Annotated in this window: 30 protein-coding genes; all 30 read left to right on the top strand. The window is 63.0% G+C overall.

Annotated elements, in window-relative coordinates; genetic code table 11:
* Window positions 1–129: 129 nt before the first annotated feature.
* The 30 genes from K8M09_RS05935 (at window position 130) to K8M09_RS05795 (ending at window position 17,333) form a co-directional block, all read left to right on the top strand.
* Entirely contained in the window at window positions 130–435 is a 306-nt protein-coding gene (locus K8M09_RS05935) for a helix-turn-helix domain-containing protein (protein ID WP_160784812.1), read from the top strand.
* On the top strand, window positions 432–1,328 hold the full coding sequence (locus tag K8M09_RS05930) for a ParB/RepB/Spo0J family partition protein (RefSeq protein ID WP_160784813.1): 897 nt from the start codon (window positions 432–434) through the stop codon (window positions 1,326–1,328). Before K8M09_RS05935 ends, K8M09_RS05930 begins: the two co-directional genes overlap by 4 nt.
* Window positions 1,328–1,786 carry a hypothetical protein gene (locus K8M09_RS05925; protein ID WP_160784814.1) on the top strand — a complete coding sequence of 153 codons (459 nt, stop codon included), beginning with the start codon at window positions 1,328–1,330 and terminating at the stop codon, window positions 1,784–1,786. The genes K8M09_RS05930 and K8M09_RS05925 overlap by 1 nt, the downstream gene beginning before the upstream one ends.
* Window positions 1,783–1,917, top strand: a complete 135-nt coding sequence (locus tag K8M09_RS23640) for a hypothetical protein (protein ID WP_267500182.1) — start codon at window positions 1,783–1,785, stop codon at window positions 1,915–1,917. Before K8M09_RS05925 ends, K8M09_RS23640 begins: the two co-directional genes overlap by 4 nt.
* The gene (locus K8M09_RS05920) at window positions 1,914–2,078 is read left to right on the top strand and encodes a hypothetical protein (protein WP_160784815.1); all 165 of its coding nucleotides are present in this window, start codon (window positions 1,914–1,916) and stop codon (window positions 2,076–2,078) included. The genes K8M09_RS23640 and K8M09_RS05920 overlap by 4 nt, the downstream gene beginning before the upstream one ends.
* The gene (locus tag K8M09_RS05915) at window positions 2,075–2,299 is read left to right on the top strand and encodes a hypothetical protein (RefSeq protein ID WP_160784816.1); all 225 of its coding nucleotides are present in this window, start codon (window positions 2,075–2,077) and stop codon (window positions 2,297–2,299) included. Before K8M09_RS05920 ends, K8M09_RS05915 begins: the two co-directional genes overlap by 4 nt.
* Window positions 2,296–4,482: a DDE-type integrase/transposase/recombinase gene (locus K8M09_RS05910; protein WP_160784817.1), complete on the top strand. Its 2,187-nt coding sequence runs from the start codon at window positions 2,296–2,298 to the stop codon at window positions 4,480–4,482. Before K8M09_RS05915 ends, K8M09_RS05910 begins: the two co-directional genes overlap by 4 nt.
* Window positions 4,483–4,547: 65 nt before the next feature.
* A complete protein-coding gene (locus K8M09_RS05905) occupies window positions 4,548–5,294 on the top strand; it encodes an AAA family ATPase (RefSeq protein ID WP_160784818.1) in 747 nt (248 codons plus the stop codon).
* Window positions 5,295–5,297: 3 nt separating this feature from the next.
* Entirely contained in the window at window positions 5,298–5,927 is a 630-nt protein-coding gene (locus K8M09_RS05900; protein WP_160784819.1) for a hypothetical protein, read from the top strand.
* Entirely contained in the window at window positions 5,924–6,334 is a 411-nt protein-coding gene (locus K8M09_RS05895) for a transcriptional regulator (RefSeq protein ID WP_160784820.1), read from the top strand. Before K8M09_RS05900 ends, K8M09_RS05895 begins: the two co-directional genes overlap by 4 nt.
* Window positions 6,331–6,585, top strand: coding sequence for a hypothetical protein (locus K8M09_RS05890; RefSeq protein WP_160784821.1), 255 nt, complete (start codon window positions 6,331–6,333; stop codon window positions 6,583–6,585). The genes K8M09_RS05895 and K8M09_RS05890 overlap by 4 nt, the downstream gene beginning before the upstream one ends.
* Window positions 6,582–7,418 carry a DUF3164 family protein gene (locus K8M09_RS05885; protein WP_160784822.1) on the top strand — a complete coding sequence of 279 codons (837 nt, stop codon included), beginning with the start codon at window positions 6,582–6,584 and terminating at the stop codon, window positions 7,416–7,418. Before K8M09_RS05890 ends, K8M09_RS05885 begins: the two co-directional genes overlap by 4 nt.
* 8 nt (window positions 7,419–7,426) lie before the next feature.
* The gene (locus K8M09_RS05880; RefSeq protein ID WP_160784823.1) at window positions 7,427–7,729 is read left to right on the top strand and encodes a hypothetical protein; all 303 of its coding nucleotides are present in this window, start codon (window positions 7,427–7,429) and stop codon (window positions 7,727–7,729) included.
* Between the two features lie 112 nt (window positions 7,730–7,841).
* Window positions 7,842–8,084: a hypothetical protein gene (locus tag K8M09_RS05875; protein ID WP_160784824.1), complete on the top strand. Its 243-nt coding sequence runs from the start codon at window positions 7,842–7,844 to the stop codon at window positions 8,082–8,084.
* Window positions 8,081–8,365, top strand: coding sequence for a hypothetical protein (locus K8M09_RS05870; RefSeq protein ID WP_160784825.1), 285 nt, complete (start codon window positions 8,081–8,083; stop codon window positions 8,363–8,365). Before K8M09_RS05875 ends, K8M09_RS05870 begins: the two co-directional genes overlap by 4 nt.
* Window positions 8,358–8,675 (top strand): hypothetical protein, encoded by a 318-nt coding sequence (locus K8M09_RS05865; RefSeq protein ID WP_160784826.1) that lies wholly within the window; start codon window positions 8,358–8,360, stop codon window positions 8,673–8,675. The genes K8M09_RS05870 and K8M09_RS05865 overlap by 8 nt, the downstream gene beginning before the upstream one ends.
* Window positions 8,672–8,998: a helix-turn-helix domain-containing protein gene (locus K8M09_RS05860; protein WP_160784827.1), complete on the top strand. Its 327-nt coding sequence runs from the start codon at window positions 8,672–8,674 to the stop codon at window positions 8,996–8,998. Before K8M09_RS05865 ends, K8M09_RS05860 begins: the two co-directional genes overlap by 4 nt.
* On the top strand, window positions 8,991–9,278 hold the full coding sequence (locus K8M09_RS05855; RefSeq protein ID WP_160784828.1) for a hypothetical protein: 288 nt from the start codon (window positions 8,991–8,993) through the stop codon (window positions 9,276–9,278). Before K8M09_RS05860 ends, K8M09_RS05855 begins: the two co-directional genes overlap by 8 nt.
* Window positions 9,271–9,654, top strand: coding sequence for a hypothetical protein (locus tag K8M09_RS05850; RefSeq protein ID WP_160784829.1), 384 nt, complete (start codon window positions 9,271–9,273; stop codon window positions 9,652–9,654). Before K8M09_RS05855 ends, K8M09_RS05850 begins: the two co-directional genes overlap by 8 nt.
* Window positions 9,651–9,920, top strand: a complete 270-nt coding sequence (locus K8M09_RS05845; RefSeq protein WP_160784830.1) for a hypothetical protein — start codon at window positions 9,651–9,653, stop codon at window positions 9,918–9,920. The genes K8M09_RS05850 and K8M09_RS05845 overlap by 4 nt, the downstream gene beginning before the upstream one ends.
* Entirely contained in the window at window positions 9,917–10,573 is a 657-nt protein-coding gene (locus K8M09_RS05840; protein WP_160784831.1) for a regulatory protein GemA, read from the top strand. Before K8M09_RS05845 ends, K8M09_RS05840 begins: the two co-directional genes overlap by 4 nt.
* A gap of 205 nt (window positions 10,574–10,778) precedes the next feature.
* Window positions 10,779–10,979 (top strand): hypothetical protein, encoded by a 201-nt coding sequence (locus K8M09_RS05835; RefSeq protein ID WP_160784832.1) that lies wholly within the window; start codon window positions 10,779–10,781, stop codon window positions 10,977–10,979.
* Window positions 10,976–11,371, top strand: a complete 396-nt coding sequence (locus tag K8M09_RS05830; protein ID WP_160784833.1) for a hypothetical protein — start codon at window positions 10,976–10,978, stop codon at window positions 11,369–11,371. The genes K8M09_RS05835 and K8M09_RS05830 overlap by 4 nt, the downstream gene beginning before the upstream one ends.
* Before the next feature lie 102 nt (window positions 11,372–11,473).
* A complete protein-coding gene (locus tag K8M09_RS05825) occupies window positions 11,474–12,424 on the top strand; it encodes a glycoside hydrolase family protein (RefSeq protein WP_160784834.1) in 951 nt (316 codons plus the stop codon).
* Window position 12,425: 1 nt separating this feature from the next.
* Window positions 12,426–12,956, top strand: coding sequence for a hypothetical protein (locus tag K8M09_RS05820; protein ID WP_160784835.1), 531 nt, complete (start codon window positions 12,426–12,428; stop codon window positions 12,954–12,956).
* 134 nt (window positions 12,957–13,090) lie between these two features.
* The gene (locus K8M09_RS05815) at window positions 13,091–13,453 is read left to right on the top strand and encodes a Clp protease (protein ID WP_160784836.1); all 363 of its coding nucleotides are present in this window, start codon (window positions 13,091–13,093) and stop codon (window positions 13,451–13,453) included.
* Window positions 13,450–13,752, top strand: coding sequence for a VpaChn25_0724 family phage protein (locus K8M09_RS05810; RefSeq protein WP_160784837.1), 303 nt, complete (start codon window positions 13,450–13,452; stop codon window positions 13,750–13,752). The genes K8M09_RS05815 and K8M09_RS05810 overlap by 4 nt, the downstream gene beginning before the upstream one ends.
* A 1-nt stretch (window position 13,753) precedes the next feature.
* Entirely contained in the window at window positions 13,754–14,338 is a 585-nt protein-coding gene (locus K8M09_RS05805; RefSeq protein ID WP_160784838.1) for a phage protein Gp27 family protein, read from the top strand.
* Window positions 14,335–15,672, top strand: a complete 1,338-nt coding sequence (locus tag K8M09_RS05800) for a terminase large subunit domain-containing protein (protein ID WP_160784839.1) — start codon at window positions 14,335–14,337, stop codon at window positions 15,670–15,672. Before K8M09_RS05805 ends, K8M09_RS05800 begins: the two co-directional genes overlap by 4 nt.
* Entirely contained in the window at window positions 15,666–17,333 is a 1,668-nt protein-coding gene (locus K8M09_RS05795) for a DUF935 domain-containing protein (protein WP_160784840.1), read from the top strand. The genes K8M09_RS05800 and K8M09_RS05795 overlap by 7 nt, the downstream gene beginning before the upstream one ends.
* Window positions 17,334–17,336: the final 3 nt, after the last annotated feature.

Genomic DNA, 17,336 nt, shown 5'->3' with positions numbered 1-17,336 from the left:
CGCGAACTTCTCTTGCTTGGTTCGCGGAATTCTGCGAATATCCCGTTGCAACATTGTTTGAACGCCGTTTGAACACCGACACCCATGCCAGCCGACCTTTCGCAGAGGTCAGAAAAACAGGGAGCCACCATGACGACCACGAAGAAGTGGGATCGCCGGGCCATCAAAGACGAGCTGCTCCGTCAGAATAAGACACTGACGGGTATCGCACGCGATAAGGGCCTCAACGAGAGCGCTTGCCGCCAGGGTATCATTGGAGCGAGCCGCAAGGGCGCTGAGGCGATTGCCGAAGCCCTTGGCGTTCCGTTCCGCGATATGTTCCCGGACGCCTACACACTCGGCCGTCACGATGGGGAGGAGATTACCAGTAACAAGACGCCGCGCGATAGCGCAAAAACCCGCCGCGCAGTTGACAACGCCCGGAGCGTTGCATGAACGCGCTGTCTAAAATCTCGCATGGCGTGAACATCGTCGCCGCCCCCACCACAGGTAGCCTGCAGGCGATCGAAATCGCCGCCATCGACGTCTCGCCGAATCATCGCAAGCCGGACCCGGACTGGGTCACCACGCTGCGCGAAGACATGGCCCGCCTCGGGCAGCATACACCGATCCAGGTCGTGGATTTCGGTGGCCGGTTCCAGCTCATCAAGGGCCTTCGCCGGATGCTCGCAGTCGAGCAGCTTGGGCTTGTCCATATCGACGCCTTCGTGCAATCGGCCAGCGAGTTCAGTTCATCGGCGGCGCTCCGGATGGAGCAGATATCGGCGCAGATCATGCGCCGGGAACTCTCCGTCCTCGACCGCTCGACCAACGTCGCCGATTGGCGAGCGATCTACGAGACGACGACTGGAGTGATCCGGCCGGGGCGAAAAGCAATTAGGGGCAAACTTGCACCTAATTCGGACGACGTGCTCGACGCGCATGCGGAACTCTTCGCCGGAACCTTCAGCGAGGCGGCGCAACGCGCCCTTGGTCTCAACAAGGATGCGGTCAAGCGTCACCTGCGTATTGCCAAGATCGACGCGGACGTAATCAATCGCATCGCCCTTCATGCCATTGCTGACAACCAATCTGAACTGCTGGCGCTCGCGGCCGAGACGGCGGACCGGCAGGCGGCAATTGCCGACCTGCTTTTGTCTCAGCCGCCGGGCGCCAGCAGCGTGGCCGGGGCGCTCTACCTGATCGACGGCACGGTGCCCAAGGTCCCGCTCGCGCCATGGGAGACCTTCTCCGAGCGCTTCACGAACCTGAAGGAACCGGACCAGGAGCGCTTCTTCGAGGTTCACGTTGCCGCCATTGAGCGCTGGTTTGCGAGGCGGAGCAACTGATGGCCCGCAAGCGCGACCCCTTCACGGTCGATCTTTTCAGCAACCTCAAGCCTGAGCCTGTCGTCGATCGCTTCGACGAGGAGGACGTCAAGGCGTGGTCGGTGGCTGGTCGATTGGCGAAGGCGGTCGCGCTGACCATGGAGATGAGCGGGAAATCTCGAGAGGAGATCGCCTCCGAGATGACCGAGGTCACGAAGACCAACGTCTCCAAGGCCATGCTGGACGCCTACGCCAGCCAGGCGCGCGAGCAGCATTCGATTTCCGCCTTGCGCCTTGCGGCGCTGGCGATCGTCACCGGCGACGCCCGGGCCTTCAACACGCTTCTCGAAGAGGCCGGGCTGATCGTCGTTCCCCGCAAATACGAGGCACTCCTCCGCCGAGAGCGGGCGCGCGAACTGCTGGAAAAGCTGGAGCGCGAGGAGAAGGCCGCCGATGCCGAATGGAGGGCAAACCGTTGATCCGGGCACTTCTCGATCTCCAGCTCCGCGATCTTGTCGCGCTGCTCGCCATCATCCTCTTCGTAGCAGCGATCACGGTGGGTTCCGCCGAACTCGGCGACCTCATCCAGGCCGCGAGGACCGCGCGATGATCCACCTGACCGAACGCGACGTCGTGATGCTGGTGATCATCGCCATCACGCTGGTCTGGGCGCTCAGCGCCACCCTCATCGCCGTGCACCTCACCGGCCAGCGCAGCATCATCAAGTGGCTTGCGGATGATGTCCGCCGCACCTTCCGGGGGGAAGAATGAACAAGATTTCCATTGTCGGCCAGATTGCCGAGATCGACCGTGAAATCGCAATGCGAGAGAAGGTCTATCCTCGCGAGGTGCAGGCCGGGCGGATGAAGAAGGAAATCGCCGAAATGGCGATGGCTCGCATTTTCGCCGCCCGCGAAACACTCGTTTTTTGCCAGAAGCACAGAGCCGGTTTCATCGAGTACATGGCCGCCAAGAAGGCGGGCACGGTATGAGGGACTGGCTGACCGCTCGCGAGATCGCGGAAGAGCAGCTTCCCGAGCTGCCGAAAACCGAAAGCGCCATCATCCGCCTTGCAAAGCGCGAGGGCTGGAACGCACATCCTTGCTACGTCCGCGACCGCGCTGCAGTCGGCGGCGGGCTTGAATACAACTATCGCCTCCTGCCGACCTTGGCACAGGTTACCTACGTCCAGCGCCATATGGTGGTGGGCCTTGAGACTGCCACGCCAGAAGCGTCGACCGAGATCGTAGCACCCGCCACCGTCAGCAACCGCGCCGCCATGGAGCGCGATGCCCGCCTTGCCGTCCTCGGTGCGTTTGATCGGTTCGCCCGGGGCATGCGCCTTCACCAGCGCGCCTGCATGCAGATTTTCTGCGATCGCTACGGCATGGGCATGATCAAGGTCGACGATTGGGTGAAAGACCTCGTCCCTTCGGTCTCCAAGCGCTCGCTGGCCCGCTGGCGCTCCCTGAAGACCAATGGTGCCGACCACGCACTTGCCATCGACCGCTCCAAGGCCCGCGCCGGTACCGGCGTGCTGGACACGGCGAACGACGGCCTTGTCCGCAAGTTCCTCCTAGCGCTCGTCGCCAAGGCACCGCAGCTCGCCGCGTCCGAAGTCAGGACGCAATGCCGGTACGAGTTTGGAGACACCCTTGAAGTGGTTTCAAAGGGTCTTAGAAAGACGATTGAACTGCCCCCGATCCGCACCTTCCAGCATTTCCTGAAGGCGCTGAAGGAAACCCATGCCGTCGAGCTGACGAAGCTCACGAACCCCGACAAATTCCGCTCGACGATGGCGCTTTCCGGCGTCGGTACCCTGCGCCATATCACGGAGCCGAACGCACTCTGGCAGATCGACGCCTCGCCGGTGGATGCTCTTTGCACCGATGGTCGCCATTCGATCTATTGCTGCATCGACATCGCGACGCGCCGGTCCATCTGGTACGTCTCGCGCACCCCGCGCGCCTCGGCCGTCGCACTGCTCATGCGCAAGGCCATCCTTGCCATGGGAAGCCCCGACGCCGTCAAGACGGACAACGGGTCCGACTTCGTGTCTCGCGATATCAAGCGTCTGTTCGCCTCCGTCGCGATCGAGGCGGTGGTATCCGACGCTTACAGCCCCGAGCAGAAGGGGCATGTCGAGCGCATGATCAAGACCTTCCAGCACAAGTTCGCCGTGCTGTTGCCAGGGTACGTCGGGCACTCCGTCGCCGACCGCAAGGCCATTGAAGACCGCAAGAGTTTCGCCGCGCGTCTCGGTGAGGATGATGCCGAAACCTTCGGCGTTTCGCTTTCCGGCGCAGAGCTGCAGGAGGCGGTCGATCGATGGGCAGAGACGATGTACGCGCACGAGCCGCATGCCGGTCTCGGCGGGCGCACCCCCTTCCAGGTGGCCGCATCCTCGACGACACCGATCCGCACCATCGACGAGCGTGCCCTGGACGTCCTCTTGATGCCGGCGGTGGGGAACGACGGACGCCGCACGGTCACCAAGTTCGGCATCCGCATCGACCACCGCCACTATCTAGCGGCCTCCATCCTGCCGGGCACGGAAGTGTTTGTCCGGCGCGACCCTAACGACATGGGGCGTGTGCACGCCTTCAGCCTGGATGGCGGAACTTATCTTGGCGAAGCGCTCTGCCCAGAGCTGGCAGGCGTCCACCCCGAAACTTGGGTCAAGGCGCAGAAGGAACTGAGAGCGGAGATCATCCGCGACAAGACGGCGGAGATCCGCAAGGGCATGCGCGAGATCAATAAGGGACCGGCCCTGCACGAGCGCGCGCTTGCCGTCGCCGCACGAGACATCCCGAATGTTGTTGCCCTGCCCAAGCGTGAGGAGCGGCATCAGACCCCACAAATCGCCGCAGCGCTCGATGTCGGCACCAGCCGGAAAAGGGTGGAGCCGGTCGCGACCGATGCTCAGCGCGAAATCGTTCTTGCCGACCTCGCTCCTCAGCGAGCGTTCGAGAACGTCACCCCCATTCGCAGCGACCCCACCCCCGCCCAGCGCTTCCGCAATGCGCTCGACATCGAGCAGCGCCATACGGCCGGGGAACACGTCGATGCGGAACAGCTCATCTGGTTCGGCTCCTACCGGGAGAGCGCCGAATACAAGGCGCAGCGGGCCATGTGGGAGGACTTTGGCGATCAGGCGCCAGGACTGCGTACCTGAAAGAAAACGCCCCGCTGGCTGCAACCGGCGGGGCGGGACTGGAATTCAAACTTAAGGACTGAATCATGAATGCAATACCCAAACCTGTCAATCCCGGCTTCGGCTCGGTGGCTCCCCTGAAGAACGTCGCCGAATGCCTTGCCGTCGCACAGAAGATCATTGACCGGCCAGCCGGCGTCGATGGCCTCGGCGTTTTCTTCGGCCCTTCGGGGTACGGAAAGTCCAAGGCCAGCCTATACGTCCAGAACAAGGCCAAGGCCATCTATATCGAGGTCTTCGACTTCTGGACGAAGAAGGTTCTCGTCGAGAGTATTCTTGCCGAACTCGGCGTCACCAACCCGAAGGGTTCTATCGCCGACATGATGAAGCAGGTTCTGCGGCTTCTGCAGGACGATCCGAACCGGCTCCTCATTGTCGATGAAGCTGACAAGCTCGTGGACAAGGGCTTCATCGAATACATCCGCGACATCTACAAGGGTGCCCGCATTCCGGTGCTCCTGGTCGGCGAGGAGCGCTTGCCGGATAAACTGAAAGCCTACGAGCGGTGCGAAAACCGCGTTACGGCCTTCGGCATGGCGAACCCTTGCGACGTCGACGACGCGAAGGCGCTCGCCAGCATCTACCACCGCCAGCTCCGCATCGACGATGATCTTCTCGCCCATATCGTGATGGAGACCAGCGGCGTCACCTCCCGCATCGTCACCACGCTGGCCGAAGTAGGCCAGTTCGCCAAGGCCCGGCAGCTCTCCGAAATCACGCGCGACCAATACACCGGCCCGATCTTCACCGGCCGCGCCCCGCGGAGGAAGTGAACCATGGCGAAAACCCTCGAATTTATCGTCTCCGGTGCCAAGCCGCTCCGTCACGGCACGGACTACGTCTGGTCGCTCATTCTCGAACTTACCCGCGATGGCGACACCTTCCTTTATCGCGACCTCGCCGGCATGTGCGATCAGAAGCGGCTTTCACGAGTTCGCGTTGATCTCCGCAATCTTGTCGCCGCCGGCTACCTTGCCCGCCTCCCGGAGGAGCGGCCGAAGGGAACGCGACCGTACCGCCTGCTCAAGCGACAGGCAGAGACACCCAACCTTCGCGTCGATGGTGGTGGTGAAAGCACCTTTGGTCGCGGCATCGAGCACATGTGGAATGCCATGCGCCGCGCCCACAACGGGTTCACCACAGCCGATCTCGCCATCGATGCTAGCACGGACGAGGTGAGCGTCAGCCATCAGCATGCCAAGGCCTATTGCCTGTTGCTGGAGCGCGCCGGCCTCTTGAAACGGCTGTCCAGCTCGCGCGGTGGCGTCGGCCGTACCGTTTATGTGCTTCTCGGCTCCGCCAACACGGGTCCAAAGCCGCCGAGACGCTACAAGTCCACGTTCGTTTACGACGAGAACAAGGGGCGGGTCATCGGTGCGCCTACTGCTGAGGAGATCGCACCATGACGATCGTTCCTAACGCCCGCCCGGTGACGGACTACCTCGCGAAGGTCAATACGGCCTGGGGCGACACTGCCCCGGATTGGGTGATCGCGCTTGCCGAGGCCTGCAGCAAGGACAGCCAGAGCGCCGTGGCAAGGAGGGTCGGATATTCCGCCCCGACGATCAGCGCCGTCCTGGGCAACACCTACAAGGGCAACATGCCGAAGGTCGAGGACGCCGTGCGCTGGCAGCTAATCGGCGAAACCGTTTCATGCCCGATCCTTGGTGCCATCCGCAAAACCGAATGCCGGGAATGGCAAGACAAGCCCTACGCGGCGACCTCGTCTCACCGCGTAGCCATGTATCGCGCCTGCCGGGATGGATGCCCGCACAGCCGCATTTCCACCGAAACCGAGGAGACCGCATCGTGAGCGACTTTCTTTCGCATGAGCTTCAGACCATTGCCCGCAGGCTCCACGACCATGACCACGAAGGCCTGGTGATGTCGGGAGACGAGGTCGGGCGGCTCGCCCGCCACCTGTCCATCCTGGCGAACGCTTCCCAGCTCCTGGAAGGCGAAGTGGTCCGGCATCGCCGGGACAAGGTTGTCCGCGAGCGGCTTTGCGGCCGCGCGCTTCCTCCTGGCGGCAACGTCGTCGAATTCAGGAGGCCCGAAGCATGATCGCGGCCGTCTCCCCCAATTCCGAATTCTACCACCAGGGCGGCAACTCGCCCGTTCAGAACAGCTTTGAAAGGCCTTCGAACATGGACACCTGCATTATTGCCGAGCCGACCACGAGCCGTCCCACCTTCGAGGTGCAGGGCAAAACCTACATCGAGGACATCCGCGGGCGCTTGATCCCGGCAGACCAGTACGAGGAACTCTCCACGCCGGTCGGTCTCGTCGACATCAACGGCCGGGCGCACGTCCAGGACGCCGAAGGCCGCTGGGTCGACTGGTCGCTCGTCAAGGCACGCGAGCAACTGCAGGACGAGGTGGTCCGCAAGATCATCGCCTTCGCGCTGGACCTGTCCGCCCAGGTCTCGCGCTTCCGTCGCCATACCGAGGGCGATCTGGCCTCGATCATGTCGCTGCTCGAACAGGAATATGGCGTCACGCTCGGCGGGCCGGGCGGCAACTTCATGCTGCGCACCTTCGACGACTTGATGCGCGTGGAGCTGAAGGTCGGTAAGTTCATGGAGTTCGGCCCCGAGATCCACAGCGCCAAGGCGCTTATCGACGAATACCTGCGCGCCCTGACCACCGACGCCATTCCCGAGCTGCAGACGCTCGTCCTGGGCGCGTTCGAGGTGGACAAGAAGGGCAAGCTCGACCGTCAGAAAATCCTCGACCTGCGGAAGTACGACATCACCGACGACCGCTGGGTGCGCGCCATGAAGGCGATCACCGACGCCGAGCGCACGGTCATGGTCCGCGAATACCTGCATTTCAAGATCAGGAAGACGCACAAGGACGAGTTCCGCGCCATCACGATCAATCTGGCAAAGGCGTGAGGTCGATCATGAACATGCTTTTGCTTCAGGAAACGATCGACGTCATTTCCGAGCAGCTCGCCACCGTCCCGGCGCTGGACAGCTCCTCGACGGACAGGTGGATCGCATCGCGCGATGCGGTGCGGGAGGCCGAAGGGCGCGTCATCAATCTTCTCAACCATCGCTTCGGCGCTCGCGTCAACGAGGAGTCCGGCAACACCTCTGTCTCGATCCATGGCGTCCGCTCGACCTCGACGATGGGGTTGAGGGGCGCATTGGGTAATTGGCAATCGGCGGCTCGCCGGCGGCTGGAACAGGCAGGTGCGAAATGAGCGCCCCCGCCACCTGGGCAGATGCGGCCCAAACCCTCGCTTTCTTCCTTGGCGTCGCCCTTTGCATTGCGGCGCATGGATATTTCCGCAGCCGAAACAGAAGGGGCGACCAATGACCTGTACCTGCGTGGAAACCATCAATCAGGCACTTGCAGCACGAAACACGCGGCTCTCGCAGGCAATCATCTTCGGCCCGCATGATCACGATGCCCTGATGCTTCAAACCGAGCAGTTGGAGACCGGCCGGGGCAAGGCGAAAGCCGTCGCCATGTTCCTCAGCTACTGCCCCTTCTGCGGCCGGAAATACGGTGCCGGCGCGCCGGCCTCTGCCGAGGCGACAGGAGGTGCCCCATGATCACCTCCGACAATTTCTGCCATATCGAGCAGGTTGCCGACGGCGTGAAGGTCCTCTTCTGGGTCGAGTTCGATGGTGACGACGCCATCGTGCATCAGATCGTGTCGCTGGAGATCGGCACCCTAGACATCAAGGTCACGATGCCATCCGACCGGGTGGAGACGCTCTGGCCAGACAGCTTCCGCTTTTCGGAGGCAGCCGCCAAGGTTCTGTCCACCGCCGAGGGGTTGGGCTTTGCCCGGCGTGTCGCCACCAGTCCAAAGGGGTGCGCCGATGTTTAAGTGGCTGAAGCGCGCCATTGCCGAATGGCTTTGCCCGGAGATTTTCCACGAACATCGCACGATGAAGATCGAGTTCGCTCGCCTTGTCGACGCATATTGGTGGCTAGGGGAATTCCCCGAAGCGGCCGCAACATTACGCTGGCTGCTCGACAATCACCAAGATTGGCACGGCCTCGTCGATTTAGAGACGAGGAAAAAGCGGGCTTACCACTGGCGGCAGGACATCAGCAGCTTTCGTGAGCAGCTTCGTAGAGGCGAACACCTAAAAGTGTTCGGCCCCGCCCCATCAGCGATCGGTGGTGGCGAATGATGGCCCGCGCTGACCGCAATCCCGTGATTACGACGCACATGGCGACCTATATCCATGTTCGTCGTCGCGAGCTTGGCTTGTCGCTCGAAGAAGTGGCCACGCGCGCCGGGTCGTCAAAGGCGCATATATGGGCGCTGGAGCGCCGGAAGTCGAAGAACCCTACGCTCTGGCTGATCCTTGCGCTCTGCGATGCGCTCCAGTGCAGCCTTAACGCGCTCATTGGCCAAGACGTTTCGCAGCCATTCTACACCGAACGCGAGATGGCGCTCATTGACGCGCACCGAAAAATCTTCCGATCAGAAGGAGCATCCGGCAATGAGTGACACCGCAGAATTTTGGCACAGCCGTTGCGGTGAACTGCTTTGCCTCATCGAAGACCTGAAAGAGTTCGATGCCAACGCTTTCGACGCGCCGGACAACGAAAAAATCGATGAAATCGACAAGCTCTGGAAAGCAGGCTTAACGCCCGAGAGCAGCAGACTGCCCCGCTACGCGATGATTTTCGACGGCGAAGAGGGCTGGACGATGCTGCCCGATCCCGATGGCGAATACGTCAAGTTTGAGGATGTCGCCAGCGAACCAAAGGGAGGCAACCATGGCTGACCAGTGGAAGCCTTTCACCTGCACCTATCGGCTAAATGGCCGGGGGATCGGCCTTACCGTTTATGCGTTCAGCATGGACGAGGTGTCCGCACGCCTTCGCGCTATCGGCATGACCGCACGGATCAACGTCGGGCCGCATCCGAAATCCGGCCAGTTTCGCAGCTATGCGTGCTGCTACGAATTCCAGGGCCGGTGGAGTGAGTTTCGGCTCGACGCCACTTCCCGTGACGATGCCGCCGCTCGGTTTCGCGCCATCGGAATGACGGGCGTCGTCGAGGGCGAACAGGTTCGCGAGATCGATGCTGGTATCGTCGGCGAAGGTCTCGGGCGCGCGCTGATCGCGGCAAAAGCGATGCTCGGAGGTCGTGGCCAATGAGCGGCATCTACTTCGGTGGCGGCGTGCGCCTCAAGTCTCATTCCGCCCTGACGAAGGGCGGGAAGTCCACCATCAAGATCGAACTCGAAACGGCCGACCACTACGAGGCCGCGTCGATCCTGCGCCAGCTCGACGAGGTCGGGCAGGAGCAGAAGAAGTCGGGCAAGCCGGCGAAGCCCGAAGCTCAACCGCGTCGCGCGAAGGAGCAACTTCGGCTCGCAGCCCCGCTGCTGCAGCTTGAGGACCAGAGGGAGCGCGACACATGACGTCTGCCATTCCCGCCATCCATGCCGGCTTCCGTCAGCTCGGCATCACCGAGGACGAGGACAAGCGGGCGATCTACGCCCGCGTCACCGGCCAGTCCCGCCTATCCCTGATGAAGCCGGCCCAGCAGGACGCCGTACTGCAGGAGCTGCGCCGGCTCGGCTATTCGAAAATCGAACGCCGCAACAACGGCAAGCAGCGGCTGAGCGGCAAGTATGCGAAGAAGCTGCAGGCGCTCTGGATCAGCATGTGGAACCTCGGCCTTGTCGAGAGCCGGGACGATGCCGCCCTGGTCTCCTTCGTCAAGCGCCAGACGGGTCTCGATCAGGTCCGCTTCCTGCATCATCCTGTCGATGCCGAGAAGGTCATTGAGGCCCTGAAGGCTTGGATGGAGCGGGAGGCCGGCGTGAGCTGGACGCCGCCGGGGAAGCACGACAATGCCTACTTCGGTCGGTTTGGCTACAAGGTGGCCTGGGCGCAGTGGCGGTTGCTTTATCCTGGTGCCGATCGCATCTCCCGCAAGGGTTTCGACACGTTCGTGGCCAGCACCACCGGCGCGGCCGGCATGTGGTTCGAGATATCGGACGATCAGTGGGTGACCGTCATGAACGCCCTCGGCCCCCGCGTGCGCGCCGCCCGGAAGGTTGGTGCATGATGGCCGATCAGATTGCCTTGCCCATTCCCGCGCCGGAAACGTGGACCCGCCCGAAGGGGAAACACGCCTGTGCTCGCGATCCCCAGGCTGGCCCGGGAACCTGCTGGCATTGGTGGGAAGGATGCCCGAAGGCCGAGAAGCGCGGGTGCTATTTGCTGTGGGAGAAGCAGGCGGCATCGCCTAGCACCGAAAAGGCGGGCGTGTGATGGCCAGCATCGCGCCGCTTCCGTTGTTCGAGACAGATACGTTGAGGTCCATTCAAGGGGAACGCGAAGCCCTTTTGAAGATGCTTCAACGCGGCGGCGTCGATGCCCACACGCGCATCAAGCGGGAGGAGAAGCTGAAGCGCCTGACCGCCCAGCAGATCGAGATCGAAACCCAGCTTCATCTTGGGAGGCAGCCGTGACCAGCAGCCTTCCCGGTCTCCTCGGTGAGATTGCCGACATCGCCGGCAACGACGTTGCCCTGGAGATCGCCCGCAACTATGGCGGCACGCGCGTGTCGATCCCGCCCCAGGCCGAAGCCGACCATTGGCTGGTGCTGCTCGTCGGTCACGAGGTCGCCGACCGCATCTGCCGTGGTCTCGCGATCATCGACGCGGATGGCCGGCCCGGCGCGATCCGCCGCGAAGTCCTGCCGATCGGCCCGAACTCCGTCTTGAAACTTGCCCGCCGTCGCGCCGCCGATGCCCTTGAGAACGGGGCCAGCGGCCGGGAGGCTGCAAGGCACGCGGGCTTGCATGAGCGCACGATCTGGCGCATGAAAGCCAGAGACAAAGACCAGGGCGAATTGTTCTGACGCCCTTGGGCTGACACCTGTCAGCCCCTGAATTCCCTCTCATTCCGCATAGTCGCTCCAGATACCCGGCCGCTCGGCCGGTTCAATTTATCTGGGGGCATCATGAATATGCACGTCAGCCCGAAGGGGCGGTCTTTCCTCGTCGGTCACGAAGGTGTGGCCACGAAGGCGTATCGCTGCCCGGCGGGCATCATCACCATCGGCTCGGGCCTGACCGCCGCATCCGGCGTCATCGTTCCCAAGCTCGGCATGACCATCACACTCGAAGAGAATGACCGGCTCGTCGATCTTGCGCTCACCCGCAACTACCTGCCTCGCGTCCGCAAGGCGCTCGGCGACAGCGTGGCGCAGAACGCCGTCGACGGGGCCGCATCATTCGACTTCAACACCGGGGCCATCCTGAAGGCCTCCTGGGTGAAGAGCTTCCTCAACGGCGACAACATCACGGCCCGCAAGGCTCTTTCCGCCTGGAACAAGGGGGGCGGCAAGGTTCTCAAGGGGCTGGTGCGTCGCAGGGCCGAGGAAGCCGATATCATCCTGCGCGGCGTCTATCCGGCCTGGGTGGCGCTCACATCCATCACTCCGACGATCGAGAGCACCGACTTTGCCACCTATGTGGTTTCGGTGACGGAGATCGAACGGGAGGAAATCCGCGCCGCCTTCGCCCGCTTCGGCTTCGACGTGGGTACGGTGAAGGGTCTCGTCGCCCGCGCCGCCGTCGTAGAATTCCAGCGCGCCCATGACCTGAAGCCGGATGGCAAGATCGGTCGCGCCACTCTGGCGACCCTGCAGCGCGAGATCGACGCGAAGGCAAAGTCCGGCACGGCGGCGGCGACCACGACAGGCGGCGTCGGCGTGACGGTGGGCGGTGAGGTCGCCAATATCGGCCTGGACACTTCCCTTTCCTCCGACGCGATGTTCTGGGCCGGCAGCGGCGTTGCCGTGCTGGGCCTCGCCTATGGCGGCTATCTCGCCTGGAGATATCGCGACCTCATCGCCGCCCGCCTCAACGACAAGCTGCCGCGCCTTGCGGCCTATCTCCGGAGTTTCTGACATGGCCGCCTCCGCCATCATCCTCGAAATCGCCACGAAGATCGGCGCGCCGATCGTGAAATCCATCCTGCAGAAGACGTTCGGCGGCACGGCCGGCGACCTTGCCGGGACCGTCATCGATGCCGTCGCCGGTAAGGTCGGTGTGCCGGCGGAGAAGCTGGATAGCATCCCGCCCAACAAGATCGAGGCGGCCGTCAGGGAAGTCGAGGTAGAGGCCCCCGAGATGATCGCCCTGTGGGAAGCAGGCCTTGCCGGGCAGTTCGCCCTTCTCCAGGCGGAGACGGCCGAAGGCTTCTGGCAGAGCGCCTGGCGCTGGGGCTGGATGTACCTGCTCGCCTTCCTGTGGGTCTGCAATTTCCTCCTGTTCCCGCTGGCGAGGGTGTTCGGCGCGGCGCTCGACCCCATCGACAGCGGCACGCTCCTCACGCTCACCGGCTGGTTCATCTCCCTCTACATGGGCGGTCATACCGTCAAGGAGATCGGCAAGCAGGCGCTGGAAGCCGTCAAGACGTGGCGGGGCGCGCATGTATAGCGATTTCGACCGCGAGATTGGCGAAGCCCGCATCGAGCAGGAGCGCGACGCCCAGATCGCCGCCGCCGCGCCCACCCGTCCGCCGCCCATTGCGTGGAATGTCTCGAACTCGTCGAAAAGGAAGCTGCTCGCAAATGAACACCGTGGAAGTCTCACAGTTTGCCGGCCTGGCGCTGGCGATCATCGCCCTGCTTGGCCACGCAAAGGGCTTTTTCTCCTCCGGCGAAAAGCTGCTCGAAGAGCGTGTCGAGAAGCTGGAAAAGCGTACGGACCTTATGGGGGAGAAGGTCCAGCAGCTCGACAGCGACATGAAGCATCTGCCCGACCGCGATACCGCCCATCGGATGGAGATCACCATCGAGCGCATGGCCGGCCAGCTCGCCACCCTGGACAAGTCCCTGCAGGGGCAGCTTGCCGCCCTCGACGAGCGCATGAAGCCGGTCGATGCCCTCGGCCGGCGTCTTCAGGAATTCTTGCTGGATAGGGCACGGTCATGAGCGCGCAGCAGGTTATCGCGGAAGAAACCCGCCTCATCATCCTGAAGGAACTCGACCTGCAGGCGAACCAGAGCATCACGTCCGAAGCCATGCGCCGCATCCTGCTTCAGGATTGGGTGATCGACCAGCCGCGCGAATGGGTCGAGGAGGAGTTCCGGTATCTCGTTTCCATGAAGGCGATCGAGACCCATCAGGCGCGCTCCGTCCTGATTGCCAAGCTGACGGAACGCGGTTCGCAGCACCTGCAGGGCCTGATCAATATTCCCGGCGTCCAGCGCCCCTCGTCGACGGGGCGCTGACGTGGCCGACGATCGCCGCGGGCGCGGCCGGCTCGACAGTCTCGAACTCCTCCCCGAGGAGGCCCAGGACGATGTGATCTGGGCGGTCGGCCAGCTCAACGAGCGGCGCCGGACTACGGCGGACATCCTGTTCGAGTTGAATGATCGTCTTGAGGTCAAGGGCATTGCCCCGATTTCGAAGTCTGCCTTCTATCGCCGCTCGGCCCGACTTGCCAAACGCGTCATGCAGCTTGAGGAGCGCCGCTACGTTTATGCCGGCATCGCGGAAAAGTTGACGCCGGAGGAAATCGGCAGGAATGACGTCGTGCTCGGCGAATTCCTGAAGCTGCTGATCGACAACCTGATGGACAAGGACGAGATCGACACCAAGGGCGCCATGGAGCTGGCCCGAGCCTACAAGGATACCGTCGTCGCCCAACGGCACTCGGCCGAGCATCGCCGCAAAGGTGAGGAAGAGGCCAAGGCGAAACTGCTCAAGGCCGTGGACGCTGCAGCCGTCGCGGCTGATGGGACAAGCGACAAGCCGGATGGCATGGCTGTCATCAAGAAGATCCGCGAACAGATTTACGGGATCTTCGAAGAATGAACCCGGCCGTCCCTCTTTATGGCTATCAGCGGAAATGGTTCCTCGACCGGCCTCGCTTCAAGATCGGCATGTTCTCCCGCCAGACCGGCAAGACCTTCACGACCGGGCTTGAGATAGTCGACGATGGTTACGTCGCCGCTGCCCAGGGCCGCCGGTCGCCCTGGGTGATCCTGTCTCGCGGCGAGCGCCAGGCGCGCGAAGCGATGAACGAGGCGATCAAGCCGCACGCCAAGGCCTACGGTCTCGTCTTCGAGGAAAACGAATTCGACTGGCAAGGTGAGAGCGGAACGCACAAGGCCATGGAGGTTGTCCTGCCTCATGGCAATAGCATCCTTGCACTTCCGGCCAATCCCGACACGGCGCGCGGTTTCTCCCGTAACGTCTTCCTCGACGAGTTTGCCATCCATAAGGACAGCCGCGAGATCTGGGGCGCACTCTTCCCGGTCATCTCCAAAGGCTGGAAGATCCGCGTCACGTCGACACCGAAGGGCAAGGGCAACAAGTTCTATGAGCTGATGACGGGCAACGACCAGACCTGGTCGCGTCATAGCGTCGATATCTATCAGGCCGTCGCCGATGGCCTGCCTCGCAACATCGAGGAGTTGCGCGCCGGCCTTGCCGACGATGAACTCTGGGCACAGGAATTCGAGCTGCAGTGGCTCGACGAGGCGAGCGCCTGGTTGTCCTACGACCTCATCAATTCCGTCGAGGACGAACATGCCGGCGACCCTGACCTCTACCAGGGGAATGTTTGCTTCGTGGGGCGCGATATCGGCCGCCGCCATGACCTTCACGTTATCTGGGTATGGGAGAAGGTCGGCGACGTTCTCTGGTGCCGGGAGATCATCGAACAGAAGCAGGCGACATTCCTCGAAATGGACATGGCTTTCGACGAGGTGATGCGAAAGTACCGCGTTGGGCGCGTCTGCATCGACCAGACCGGCATGGGCGAGAAGGTGGTCGAGGACGCCCAGCGCCGCTACGGCAACGTGATCGAGGGCGTTCTGTTCACCGGGCCGAACAAGCTTGTCATGGCCAATTCCGGCAAGGACGCCTTTGAGGATCGCAAGGTGCGGATCCCGGAGGGCAATGTGCCCCTGCGTTCCGACCTTCACAAACTGCGCCGCGTTGCCTCTGCGACCGGCGCTCCGCGCTTCGTGGCCGAACGCGACGACGATCACGCCGACCGCACCTGGGCGGCGTTCCTCGGCATCCATGCCGCCAGTGATGGCGCGGAGATCTACGAATATCAACCGGCATCGTCCCTCGGCCACAACGGTGGCCCGCCGCTCGATGACGACGATGAAAACGAATACGGGAGGCGGCATTGGTAGGCACGCGCACTTCTTCCATCCTTGGTCCCGATGGTCGCCCGATCATCGTGCAGTTGCTGTCCGAGGAAATCGCGACGCCGACCATTGCCGGCGTGCGTCGCACGCACGAGGATCGCGTTGCATCCGGCCTGACGCCCGAGCGACTCGGCACCATCCTGAAAGACGCCGCCGAGGGGCAGGCCCGTGCCTATCTCACGTTGGCCGAAGAGATGGAGGAGCGTTATCTGCACTATGCCTCCCAGCTCCAGACGCGCCGCCTCGCCATCGAGAGCGTCGACCTGACGCTTTCCAACGACAAGGTGCCGACCAGGATTGTTGATGCCGTCACGGAGCTGGTTGAGGACGACGGCTTCAAGGAAGCTCGCGGCGAACTGCCCGATGGCATTTCCAAGGGGTACAGTTGCGTCGAAATGAACTGGGAGTACGAGCGCCGCGCACTTCGTCCGGTAGAGTATATCGGGCGAGATCCGCGCTTCTTCCAGATGGAACTGCTCAGCCTGCGGCACCTGCGTCTTGCCGTCGATGGGTCCATTGATGGCGAGCTTCTGCCGGAAGCCAAGTTCCTGCGTCACATGCCTCGCACGAAACTGGGCCTGCCCTTACGGCGTGGCATGGCGCGACCGGCGGCATGGGGTTATCTCATCCAGCAGTTCACCCTGCAGGATTGGGCCGCCTTCAGCGAGGTCTACGGCATGCCGCTGCGCGTGGGCAAATACAATCCAAGCGCCAGCGCCGCCGACAAGCGGACCCTCCTGAAAGCCGTCTCCTCCATCGCCAATGACGCGGCTGCGATCATCCCGGCCGGAATGGAGATCGACTTCCACGAAGTCAACGGTGCGAACGGCGCGGCCGTCTTCGGCGGTCTGCTCGACTATATCGACAAGCAGATTTCCAAGCTCGTTGTCGGTCAGACCATGACCAGCGACAATGGCTCCTCGCTCGGCCAGGCGAAAATCCACAACGAGGTGCGCCTGGACATCCTGCGCGCCGACTGCCGGCAGCTCGCCATCACGATCAATCGCGACCTCATCAAACCGTTCGTGGACCTCAACTTTGGTCCGCAGGAGCACTATCCCTTCGTTGAGCTGCCGGTGCCAGACCCGGAAGACGTCAAGGCGCTCTCCGACAGTCTCGGCGTCCTGGTCCCTCTCGGTCTGCGCGTCAGCCAGAATGAAATTCGCAACAAGCTTGGGCTTTCGGACCCGGCGGCGGATGACGAAATCCTGAAGAAGGAGACCGCGCCCGCCGATCCGGCCGCGACGCCGCCCACAACCCCGCCGAAGCCGAAGACACCGGCTCCGGCCGACGATGACGCCGACACCCAGAAAGAGCGCAAAGCGCAGACGGCCGCGCTCTCTGCCATGGTGTCGGACCACAAGCGCGCCTGCCGTTGTGGTGCCTGCACCGCGCTGCTGGCGGCCGAGGCCGGCGAGCCGGATGCGCTCGACCAGATCGAGGCGCTGTTCACCGAGGCCATGGACGATTGGGAGGCGGTCGCCGCACCGATCGTCACGCCGATCGCCTCCATCATCGCCAGCGCCACCTCCTTCGAAGACGCTTTGAAGCTGCTTTCGGCGGCCGGCCCGGATGCCAGGGAGATGGGCGAGCGGCTTGCGCGGCTGACGGCCATCGCCCGTGGCATCGGCGATATCGCGGACTGACCC

It is taken from the genome of Shinella zoogloeoides (assembly GCF_020883495.1).
GTDB classification, from domain to species: domain Bacteria; phylum Pseudomonadota; class Alphaproteobacteria; order Rhizobiales; family Rhizobiaceae; genus Shinella; species Shinella zoogloeoides.
Note: the sequence above shows the minus strand (reverse complement) of the source record. Positions and strands in the feature narration are given on the sequence as shown.